Source organism: Alcanivorax sp., from assembly GCF_051117345.1.
Lineage (GTDB): Bacteria > Pseudomonadota > Gammaproteobacteria > Pseudomonadales > Alcanivoracaceae > Alcanivorax.
This window is the reverse complement of sequence record NZ_JBNPEC010000229.1, coordinates 19,267-28,296: the sequence shown is the minus strand read 5'-3', so window position 1 is coordinate 28,296 and position 9,030 is coordinate 19,267. Positions and strand designations below refer to the sequence as shown.

Below are 9,030 nucleotides of genomic sequence, written 5' to 3'. Positions count from 1 at the left end.
ACGTGTTTGTGACGTAACGCACTCTAAAATAGTGAATAGGGAGCCATGAACTGCTAACGGCGACGCTGAAGCCGTTATGGGGGTTCCCCATCGCATGAGGCCGCTCCCAAGGCATGAGCGCGGCCTCCTCTCTGCCAGCTGAGACGCATCCATTCGCGGTACTGTTAGCTACTCCCTATCAACCGTTTACGGTTTTACCCCGTATTTCGGAGCCCCGCCGCAATACCCGCGATGGTCACCATCAAGGCACTCTCCAGGACTTTATCGCCGTCCTGCTGGCGCAGGCGCGCCATCAGTTCCGCCTGGAGAAGGTGCAGGGGGTCCGTGTAAGGGTCGCGGACACGGATGGACCAGCGCATCACCGGGTTGTTGTCCAGCAGGTCTTCGCGTCCGGTGAGCGCCGACAAGGCATTCACGGTGCCGGTGAGCCGCTCGCGTAACACTTCACCCAGCCGGGCCAGATCCACGTCATCCCCGGCCAGCCGTTGCTCGTACCAGGCCGCCACGCGCAGGTCTGCCTTGGCCAGCACCATCTCCAGCATGTCCACCACGCCCTGAAAGAACGGCCACTCCCCCACCATTTCCTGCACGGTGCCGCTTTGCGCCGGATCTGCCTGGGCAGCTTCCAGTGCCGCGCCAGTGCCCAGCCAGGCAGGCAGCATCAGACGGATCTGGGTCCACGCGAACACCCAGGGAATGGCCCGCAGGGAGCTGATGCCGGCATCCTGCTTGCGCCGCGCCGGGCGACTGCCCAGGGCCAGCCGGGACAGCTCGGTTTCCGGAGTCACCGTGCGCAGGTAGCGCACCAGTTCCGGCTCCTCCTGTACCACGCTGCGATAACCGGCCACGGATACGTCAGTGAGGGTCTGCATCTGTTCCCGCCATTGCGGTTTGGCGGCCCGGGGTGGCAACAGGGTGGCCTCCAGGGTGGCGGCCACATACTGCGCCAGGTTGAACACGGCCACCGCCGGGCGGCCGTATTTGAAGCGGATCACTTCCCCCTGTTCAGTAACGCGAATACGCCCGGCCACCGAGCCCGGCGGCTGGGACAGTAGCGCCATGCGAGTGGGCGAACCACCCCGTGAAATGGAACCACCGCGACCATGGAATAACGTCAGCGGGATGCCGTGTTCGGCAAACAGGGCGGTGAGTTTCTCCTGGGACCGGTACTGGGCCCAGGCGGCACCGAGGAAACCGGCATCCTTCGCGGAGTCGGAATAGCCGATCATCACTTCCTGGCCCCCGGCCACCCGCTGCCGGTAGAACGGCACCGCCAGCAAGGCCGACATGGTGGCCTCGGCATTGTCCAGGTCATCCAGGGTTTCAAACAACGGCACCACGCGCATGGACTCGCTGACGCCGGCGATCTTCTGCAGCAGCATCACCGCCAGCACATCCGAGGGGGCACGGGCCATGGAGATGACATAGGCGCCCAGCCCTTCACTGCCCTGCTCGGCAATCACCCGGCAGGTAGCCAGCACTTCCGCCACCTCGTCGGTACATTCCTCACTGCTGTGGAAGCCTTCATCAATCAACGGGCGACGGGCCTGCAGTTCCTCTACCAGAAACGCCTGCTTGCGCGCCTCCGGCCAGTCCGCATAGCTGCCCAGTTCCAGATAACGGGTCACCGCATCCACCGCATCACGGTGGCGGGTGGATTCCTGGCGAATATCCAGACACAGCAAGGTAATGCCGAAGCAGTTGAGCCGGCGCAGGGTGTTTTTCAGGTCGCCATCGGCGATATCGCCCAGCCCCACGTCACGCAGCGAACGGTCGATCAGTTGCAGTGGCGCCTGTAATTGCTCACGTCGCAGAAACCCCTCGCCCTCGGGCACCGGCTGATTTTCTACCTGGGCTTCCATCTGGCGTCGGGTGAGTTTCAACCGCTGGCGCACTTGGCGGAGAATCACCCGGTAGGGTTCATGGCTGGCGCCGGTTTCGGCCAGCAATTCCTCGCTGGCGGCTTCCATGGACAGGTCCGCCAACAGGTTTTCCACGTCACGCAGGTACAGATCCGCCGCCATCCAGCGGGCCAGCAGTAACACTTCGCGGGTCACCGGCGCTGTCACATTGGGATTGCCGTCACGGTCACCACCCATCCACGAGGCCAGTTTCACCGGCGCCCAGTCCGCCGGCGGCTGGGGCAGACCCTGCTCGGCCAGCTCCCGCTCCAGTTGCCGCACCATTTCAGGTACCGCCTGCCACAGGGACTGCTCAATGGTGGCGAAGCCCCACTTGGCCTCGTCCACCGGGGTGGGCCGTTCGCGGCGGATTTCATCGGTGCTCCAGGCGGCCAGGATCAGGCGGTAGAGCTTCTCGCGGCGAAAGGCCAGTTCGTCATCGGTGAGGTCCGGCCGGTCCAGTTCGCCGAGCAGATCCGCCATCTGGTCGTATTTGCGGATCAGAGTGCGGCGGGTGACTTCGGTAGGGTGGGCAGTGAGTACCAGCTCCACGGACAGGTCTCGCAGAGTGCCCTCGATCACATCAGCGCTGATCTGCTCCTGCTGCAGGCGCTGCAGCACATTGGCGATACCCTGATCACCGCCGGGATCACCGGGGTAACGCTGGTGCTGACGGTGCAGGCGTTCACGGTGATGCTGTTCGGCAATATTGCTGAGATTGAGAAACTGGCTGAAGGCCCGGGCCACTTCCAGCAGGGTAGCGTCATCCAGCGGGGAGAGCAGATCGCGCAGGGACGACAAGGCGGCTCCCTGCTCGCCGCGGGTTGTCACCGAGGCTTTGCGGATGGTTTCGATGGTCTGGTAAAGATCCTCACCGGCTTGCTGGCGCAGGCACTGGCCGAGCAAGTCCCCCAGTAAACGCACATCGTCTCTCAGGGGCGTATTGACACTGTTATCCACTGTGGCTCCTTCATCACTGCCGAACGGTATCGCCTTACTTTATGCCTGAGCACATTCGCCTTGGCCATGACAACCGCAAAAAAACGCATTTTTAACAAGATTAGCGTGCATGACATCTTTATTCCCGGAGGGCCCTGACGCAACATAGGCGGCTCAGTTACCGGGGATCGATGAATCATGACGACTTCCAGCCGTATCACCTCGGATCAGGGTGTGGTGATCATGCAGTACCTGGCCCGGGCCCTGTTCGCCGCCCTGGCCGTGATTTATTTCCATCACGCGGACAGCTTCTTCTTTACGCTGCCAAAGGCCACGCCCTGGCTGCTGTTTGCCGCCTATGTGGGCCTGCAGCTACTGCTGCTGTTCTGGCGACCGGCCAATGGCGATGCTTTCGCCTCCGGCCTGGATCTGCTGATACTGGGCATCGTGCTACTGCTTGACCCGGGCAACCCGCCGCCCACCATGGCGCTATTGTTTATCGCCGTGCTCAGCAACGGCCTGCTCCACGGTATCAAACGCTTCCTGATCATGCTGGCCGGCGCAGAAATCGTGCTGGCCTTTGTGCTGCCGATCCGGCTGAGCTATGTGACCACGCCCTCTGCCTCGGCAAGCCTGTTTCTGGTCATCGCCCTGAGCGCCTGCATGCTCTATTTCGGGTTGATGATCTGGCGTAACCAGGCCCTGGCCCGGGCCGCTCTGGAAGCCACCTGGCGCGATCCGGATACGGATTTCATCAGCCGCGAGGCACTGATCAGCACCGCCGGCTGGCTGGTGCCACTGCATGACCGGATTTCCTCCCCCATGACCCTGGCGCTGGTACGTCATGATGAGCTGCCCCAGCTGGCCAACCGGGTGGCCCACCGCATCCGCCGCAGCGATGTGGCGGCGCGCTATGACGAACAACACCTGGCCCTGCTGCTGCCCTGCACCGCCACCGCCGCCGCCGAGCAGCTGCTCAATGACCTGCGCGACCGCCACCCCGGCCTGCGTGCCGCCATCATGACCTTGAGTGATGGCGATGCGGCCCTGGAACAGGCCCTGGCCCACCTGCAAAGCTCCATGGCCCGCACCCAGGACGATAACGACCACTGGCTGGCCCACGCCCCACCCATGCACTGAGAGTCTGACCCGAATTGGTGAATTCGGGTCAGATACATAAGCTCACACTGCCTTGCCGTGAAAGCCGATAAAATGGTGGAAAACGTGCAAGGCAGCCGTCATGTTCCGTCGTATCGCCCTGCTGGCAGGGCTGGCCACACTCCCCTTCTCCAGCACCCTCGCAGACACCGCCACCGCTCGCATTGTGGGTGGCGAGCCAGCACCGGTTGATCGCTGGCCGTGGATGACTCAGGTGACCATTAGGACCACGGACCGGTCAACACAGCTCTGCGGTGGCAGTCATCTGAGTCAGGACTGGGTTATTACTGCTGCGCATTGTCTAGAATACGATGATGACAATGGTAAGAGAGTGTTTGCATCGGCGAGTGACGTGAGGGTATTTATTGGTGAAGAAAGAAACAGCCCCACCGTCCAACAGGTTCTTATACATCAGGCCTATAAAAACCTCGACCACGACCTAGCCCTACTACGCATCACACCCCAAGGAAATATTCGCTGGCCCAGCATTATCAGTGAAGACAGTTTCGACGAACTGGAAGGGCGAAGCCGCGGAGAACTAGATGAATCGGTGACTGCTTTGGGTAGAGGCGTGACAGCTGATGGGAGCCTCAGCAATGTGCTGCAGGAAGTACAACTGGATTACATCCCCCAGCAACGCTGCCAAGCCATTTCCACCATCCCCATTCCTGATTCCGCCGTCTGTGCTGCCGAACTGAACCCACTCAACGGCAACGATCAAGACACCTGTTTCGGTGACAGCGGCGGCCCCCTGTTTCAGGATCGAGATCCACAACCATGGATGCTGGGTCTGACCAGCTTCGGACAAGGCTGCGCCACCGGCGCGCCTTCCGGCTATACCCATCTGTTCGCAGAAACCGCAGAGCTGGAGACTCTGACCGCTTCTGTCAGTATCCCCCTGGTGGATCTGCTCCCAGAATGGCCGACCACACCGCCGCAGTATTACTATCAGCCCCCCGGTGGCAGCCAGACGCTGACCCTGGCCCTGAAAAATGGCAGCCTGGAAAACACCGTCACCGATCCGACCCTGGCGTTTAGCCTCAGTGCCGACACCACTGCCAGCGGCAGTTGGTCCGAATGCGGCGGCCTGCTTTCTGGCAATCGCTGCCGGCCTGCAGCCAGCCTCGCCCCCTCCGGCAAAGTGACTCAGAATTTCGTGCTCAACGGCAACAGCGATACCGACAAGGTGGTCACCGTTGCCATAACAGCCACTTCCAACGAGGACGATTACCGCCGCCGCAATAATCGCATCGAACAGAAGGTGGTGTTTTCCAACAAGCCAGATCTGGCCATCTCGGCAGTCCAGCAGAGCGGCAACGCCAGTGAGGCCGGGGTGGCGGTAACACTCAATAATCGGTCCACGATTAATGGCGCTACCGATGGAGAAATCCGCTTTTCCCTGCCGCTAAACACGACCCTGGCAAACGCCGATGAACTGGGCTGTACGCTGTCCAACCCTTTACGTTGCCCGGTGGGCGATTTGCCCGCCAACACCAGCCAGACATTGAATCTGACGTTTGTCTCAGAAAGCGGAGAAAGCCGGAGTATGACTTTTACCAGTTTCTCGGTTGATGGGGATGTGCCAAACGATAACGACAATACCGCCACGCTGACCCTGCGCTACCCCTCCCCGGCCCCCACCGGGGGAGGCAGTAGCGGAGGCGGTGGAGCCCCGGCCATCTTCACCCTGCTGGCCGGCTTGCTGCTAGTGTTGCGGCGCTTTCCCGCAAAAGCCCCACACCGTTAACCCCGATCTCGTTGCAGCCTGAAGGGTCATTCGCTTTGCGAGCGAAGTTTCAACCGGTGTCTGGAGCTGTCGATACTGCTACCTACGGAACTGTGGCAGCGATGCCAGAATATCCAGGGCGTGGCGACGCTTTGCCGGGTCGTGCAGATCTACCGTCACCATCAACTCATCAATTTCCACGCTATCCAGCAGCTCGCCCAGCTGCTCTTCAATGGTGGCGGCGGTGCCCAGCAGTTGCAGGGCCAGAAATCCTCTTACTCCAGCCTCTTCTTCCGGATTCCAATACCCGTCCATACTGTCCACCGGTGGACGCATCCACAGCGGCTGCCCCCGAAACAGGGACAGAATGCGCCGGTAGCTGGTGGTCGTCAGAAAACGGGCTTCCTCATCGGTATCCGCCGCCACCGCCGGTACCGCCAGCATGGCGTAGGGCTTGTCCAGCTGGGCCGACGGCTGAAACTGCTCCCGGTAGAGGCGTAGCGCCTCACGATACAGACGCGGTGCAAAATGCCCGGCAAAGGCATAGGGCAGCCCCCGCTGAGCCGCCAGTTGCGCACTGTAGAGGCTGGAGCCCAGCAACCAGATCGGCACATCGGTGCCGGCACCGGGAATAGCATTGACCGGACGGGAACGATCCAGCGGCCCCAGCAGCCGCTGCAATTCGGCCACGTCATGGGGGAACTGCTCGGCGCCCAGGCCTTCGCGCCGCAAGGCACGGCTGGTCATCGGATCGGTGCCCGGCGCCCGGCCCAGCCCCAGATCAATGCGACCGGGATGCAGAATCTCCAGAGTGCCGAACTGCTCGGCGATCACCAATGGTGGATGGTTGGGCAACATCACCCCACCTGAGCCGACCCGGATGGTCTCCGTGGCGTTGGCGATGTGACCAATCAGCACAGACGTGGCGGCACTGCTAATGCCCTCCATGTTGTGATGCTCGGCCAGCCAGAAGCGACTGAAGCCGAGAGACTCCGCATGGCGGGCATAGGCCACGCTGTTGGCCAGGGTCTGGCCGATGGTATCGCCTTCACGGACCGAGGCCAGTTCCAGCAGGGAAAACGGCAGGGATGTCGCCACAGAATGCTCCTTGATGACAGCCGCAGGGATTAGGTCGACGCTCACATTACCATGCATCAACGCCACCCTGAATCACGTTCGGGGCATTCTGCGTCGCGCTCAACTGACAAACGCAAGAAGGGCACTACCCGTGCGGGGGCAAGCCCGCCCAGTCTTGTTTGCCCTGCCACCGCCCTATATTCTCCCCGCTTTGCTGATCATTCCGGGGAGAACACCTTGAAGACCACGCCGAGCTATCGTGCCGATATCGAAGGGCTGCGCGCGCTGGCCGTTGTGCTGGTGATTCTCTACCACTACGACGTTCCAGGCATCACCGGCGGTTTCATCGGCGTCGATGTGTTCTTCGTCATCTCCGGATTCGTGATCACCCAGCTTCTGCAGCGGGCTTTCGAAAAAGGCACCTTCCAGTTCCGCGATTTCTACGCCCGTCGTATCCGCCGACTGGTACCTCTGTTCCTGCTGGTGTCCACCGTCACCTTTCTGATGATCTCGCCTTTCTATATTGGCGATGCCTACTACATCTTCGCCAAGAGCTGGCTGTCATCCCTGGTAGGCCTGAGCAACATCTACTATTTCCAGGAGCTGGCCCAATACTTCGCCCCGGAAACCCGCTCCCTGTCGCTGCTGCACACCTGGTCATTGGCGGTGGAAGAGCAGTTCTACCTGATCTGGCCACTGGCCCTGTATCTGGCCTACCGGTTCGGCAAGGGCCGTGACGGCCATTGGCCTTTCCGCATCACTCTGGTGGCTACCTTTGCGCTGTCCGTCTATCTGGCCGGTGCCTATCCCTCTGCTGCCTATTACCTGCTGCCCGCCCGTCTCTTTGAGTTCATGCTGGGCACCGGCGTGGCCCTGTTCAGCCGCCAGCTTCCGGCCCTGAACCGACCCAGTGCAGAAATTCTCGCAGGCCTGGGACTGGCCATGATCATCGCCACCGGCCTGCTGCTGACCAAGCATGACCATTTCCCCGGCTATAACGCCCTGTGGCCCACCCTGGGCACCGCCATGGTGATCTATGCCGGCCTGCACCAGACCGGCACCGTCACCGCCCGCCTGCTCAGCCTGCCGGTGATGGTGTTTCTGGGCGGCATTTCCTACTCCCTTTACCTGTGGCACTGGCCACCGGTGGCGCTGCTGCACTACCAACTGATCGAACTGACCTGGACCAATCGCATCCTGCTGATGGTCGGCGTCGTGGTGCTGTCGTGGCTGAGCTATCGATTCGTGGAAAACCGCTACCGGAACCGTCCCTGGAGCTTCAAGAAATCCTTCATGGTGTTCATCTTTGTGCCGTTGCTGATCATCTGGGCGATCCAGTCCACTATCCGCATCGCCGATGACCTAAGCTTCCGCATCCCGGAAGAACGCCGCGAGCTTTACAGCATCATCGCCCAGAACAATGCCGCTGACCTCTACAAGCGCTGCTTCAAGGGAGATCCTTCAGAGTTCAACAAGGGCCAGGCCTGCCTGTTCGGCGCCGAGTCGAAGAACGGCCAGCCGGATACCATGCTGATCGGCGACTCCCACGCCATCGCCCTGTTGGGTTTCGTGGAGCAGCTGATCGGTGACCGTCATTCCATGCTGGTGGTCACCCGGGCCTCAACCCCTTTCGTGATCCCCGAACACTCCGTCAACGCCTTCGGCGACCCGGAAAAAACCGAACGCAACACCGCTCTGGCCGAGTACCTGCAACAGCGCCCCATGACTGTCTTCGTCAACGCCTGGTGGAGCGCTTATCTGCACGATGAATCCTTCCAGACCTACTTCGTAGATACCGTGGCCTGGCTGCACGCCCAGGGTCACACCGTCATCCTCATTGAAGACGTGCCGGAACTGCCCTCCGCGTCCTACGCGGAATGCCTGCTGAAAAATATGGACGATTGTTCCGTTGACGCGTTGGAGGCAGAGGAGCGCCTGGCCGACTTCTATCGTTTCAAGCAAACCGTTCAGGAACGCTTCCCGGACCTTACTTGGATCAACCCCAGAAAAGTCATCTGCGACGAGAGCCGCTGCCAGACCGTGCTAAATGGCATCCCCTTGTACCGGGACGAAAGTCATCTTAACCATGTGGGATCAACGGAAATTGGCAGGGTGTATCTGGAGCGGTTTGATAATCCACTACCGATAAGCCCTTAATCGCTCTCGGACATGCCGACAAAGAACGTGAAGAACGTCACACTATCCATTCTGACTACAAAAAGTATGGCG

The 9,030-nt window shown here is 60.9% G+C and carries 5 protein-coding genes; 3 read left to right on the top strand and 2 right to left on the bottom strand.

All coding sequences use genetic code 11. From position 1 onward, the window contains the following. Positions 1-194: 194 nt before the first annotated feature. Positions 195-2,861 (bottom strand): phosphoenolpyruvate carboxylase, encoded by a 2,667-nt coding sequence (gene ppc, locus ACFE0K_RS14810; protein ID WP_434536790.1) that lies wholly within the window; start codon positions 2,859-2,861, stop codon positions 195-197. 177 nt (positions 2,862-3,038) lie between these two features. Here ppc and ACFE0K_RS14805 point away from each other — a divergent pair, with 177 nt between their 5' ends. Then, positions 3,039-3,980, top strand: a complete 942-nt coding sequence (locus tag ACFE0K_RS14805; protein WP_434536789.1) for a GGDEF domain-containing protein — start codon at positions 3,039-3,041, stop codon at positions 3,978-3,980. A gap of 100 nt (positions 3,981-4,080) precedes the next feature. Then, the gene (locus ACFE0K_RS14800) at positions 4,081-5,745 is read left to right on the top strand and encodes a S1 family peptidase (RefSeq protein ID WP_434536788.1); all 1,665 of its coding nucleotides are present in this window, start codon (positions 4,081-4,083) and stop codon (positions 5,743-5,745) included. 78 nt (positions 5,746-5,823) lie between these two features. Here ACFE0K_RS14800 and ACFE0K_RS14795 read toward each other — a convergent pair whose 3' ends face one another. Then, positions 5,824-6,879, bottom strand: coding sequence for an LLM class flavin-dependent oxidoreductase (locus ACFE0K_RS14795; RefSeq protein ID WP_434536787.1), 1,056 nt, complete (start codon positions 6,877-6,879; stop codon positions 5,824-5,826). 159 nt (positions 6,880-7,038) lie between these two features. Between ACFE0K_RS14795 and ACFE0K_RS14790 the strand changes: the two genes are divergently transcribed. Then, entirely contained in the window at positions 7,039-8,958 is a 1,920-nt protein-coding gene (locus ACFE0K_RS14790) for an acyltransferase family protein (RefSeq protein ID WP_434536786.1), read from the top strand. Positions 8,959-9,030 lie beyond the last annotated feature (72 nt).

Bases quoted from the DNA above. Each gene is read 5' to 3' on its own strand.
- ACFE0K_RS14805 (WP_434536789.1), top strand. From the start codon at position 3,039: ATGACGACTTCCAGCCGTATCACCTCGGATCAGGGTGTGGTGATCATG.
- ACFE0K_RS14800 (WP_434536788.1), top strand. From the start codon at position 4,081: ATGTTCCGTCGTATCGCCCTGCTGGCAGGGCTGGCCACACTCCCCTTC.
- ACFE0K_RS14795 (WP_434536787.1), bottom strand. From the start codon at position 6,879: ATGCATGGTAATGTGAGCGTCGACCTAATCCCTGCGGCTGTCATCAAG.